At 40.5% G+C, this 1,892-nt stretch carries 2 protein-coding genes; both read left to right on the top strand.

Annotated elements, in window-relative coordinates:
- Positions 1-732, top strand: a 732-nt coding sequence (gene fabG, locus RQ763_RS11615) for a 3-oxoacyl-ACP reductase FabG (RefSeq protein WP_314153152.1), incomplete at its 5' end; no start/stop codon positions are given.
- A 19-nt stretch (positions 733-751) separates the two neighbouring features.
- On the top strand, positions 752-1,699 hold the full coding sequence (locus RQ763_RS11610) for a DUF523 and DUF1722 domain-containing protein (RefSeq protein ID WP_314153151.1): 948 nt from the start codon (positions 752-754) through the stop codon (positions 1,697-1,699).
- Positions 1,700-1,892: the final 193 nt, after the last annotated feature.

Raw genomic sequence — 1,892 nt, 5'->3', positions numbered from 1 at the left:
AAAAATGTTTTAGTAACGGGTTCAAGCAGAGGTATCGGAGCAGAGATTGCAAAAGTTTTAGCAACATACGGACTAAAGGTGTGGATTAACTACAGAAGCGGTGCGGCAGAGGCGGATGCTATAAAAGATGCCATAGAGGCGGCGGGCGGAAGCGCGGCAGTTATCGGTTTTGACGTAAGCAGTGAAGATGCGTTTGTAGATGCAATTAAAACTATAGTTGATTGCGATGGCGAACTCTCTTACCTTGTAAATAATGCCGGAATTACAAACGACAAGCTTGCCCTGAGAATGAAGAGCGAAGCTTTTATGTCGGTAATCAACGCAAATCTTCTCTCATGTTTTGTCGGGTGTCGTGAAGCGATGAAAGTTATGAGAAAGAAGAAGTTCGGCTCGGTTGTAAACATAGCTTCTATCGTGGGCGAAACTGGAAATGCTGGTCAGACAAATTACTCCGCAAGCAAGGGTGGCGTAATCGCAATGACAAAGAGTTTTGCACTTGAAGCTGCAACCAGCGGTATCCGTTACAACACTATCACTCCGGGCTTTATCGCAACAGAGATGACTGATGTTTTAAGCGATGAGATAAAAGAGAGTTTTACCTCTAAAATCCCGATGGGTCGTTTTGGAAATCCTGCTGAAATAGCAGAGGCAACAGCATTTTTACTCTCAGACCACTCAAGTTACATAACAGGCGAGACACTGAAGGTTAACGGCGGCATGAACATGGCGTAAGCCAAAAAAGGAACAAGTGATGAAAATAGCAGTGTCTGGGTGTTTGCTCGGCGAGAAAGTTAGATTTGACGGCGGGCATAAACATGACAGGTTTGTAACGGATGAGCTTGGTCGTTACGCCTCTTTTGTTCCATTTTGTCCAGAAGCTATAGCTTTTGGCACCCCAAGACCATCTGTAAAACTTGTAAACAGAGATGACAATATTGCTGTTATTTCAAACAAAGACGGCAGCGATTTGACGCAAAAACTTCTTGAGAAATCTTATGAGGAAGTTCATAGAATAGCAGACGAGAAGCTGGGCGGCATTATATTTAAATCCCGCTCTCCAAGTTGCGGTCTTGGAAGCACTGTGGCTTATCTTGAGAACGGCTTTGCAGGCTCAAAAACCGATGGCGTTTTTGCGAGCGTTTGTAGAGAAAAATTTCCTCTTTTGCCGATGGAAGAGGAGGGGAGGCTTCAAGATGCGTGGCTGAGAGAAAACTTTGTGATGCAGCTTTTTGCGTATGATGCGATAGAGAAGTTAAAAGAGAGCAAACCGACCATGAAAATATTGGTTGATTTTCACACAAAAAACAAGTTTTTGCTTCAGGCAAAAGATGAGAAGCTCTACAGAGTGCTTGGCAATATTGTAGGCAATCATGAAAACCTCCCTTTTGATACGCTCTTTGCGAACTATGAGCATAATTTTAAAGTTGCAATCGCTCAAAAAAGCTCCATAAAAAGAAACAGAAATGTACTTGAACATATGACAGGTTTTTTTAAAAACGAACTTAGCAGTGATGAAAAAGAGATTCTTCATGAACAGATAGAGGAGTATGCAAAAAAGATAGTTCCCATCATCGTTCCTCTTAGCACTATAAAACTCTATGCAAAAAAGCATAAAATTGCCTATCTATTGGGGCAGGCATTTTTAGAGCCTTACCCAAAAGAGCTCGCACTTCGTTCAAGCCTTTTAAGCTCAAAATAAAGTGCAAATATAGAGAGGATTATTCAACTCTCAATATTGTCCACAAAGAAGCAAAAGCAAGAGCGTTGAACTACTATAAAAAAATTTGCACTAAAATCAAAAGGCTTTAAAAAGCCCTATTTTTTATCTTTAGATACCTAGTTTATTTAAGATAAATATGATACAATTACGAAATTTTAAACATAAAACATAG

The sequence above is a fragment of the Sulfurimonas sp. genome (genome assembly GCF_032250635.1).
GTDB lineage: Bacteria > Campylobacterota > Campylobacteria > Campylobacterales > Sulfurimonadaceae > Sulfurimonas.
The sequence above is the reverse complement of the archived record's forward strand: the minus strand, read 5'-3'. Positions and strand labels throughout refer to the sequence as shown.

Excerpts from the sequence above, each read along its gene's own strand:
- RQ763_RS11610 (WP_314153151.1), top strand. The coding sequence starts at position 752 with ATGAAAATAGCAGTGTCTGGGTGTTTGCTCGGCGAGAAAGTTAGATTT.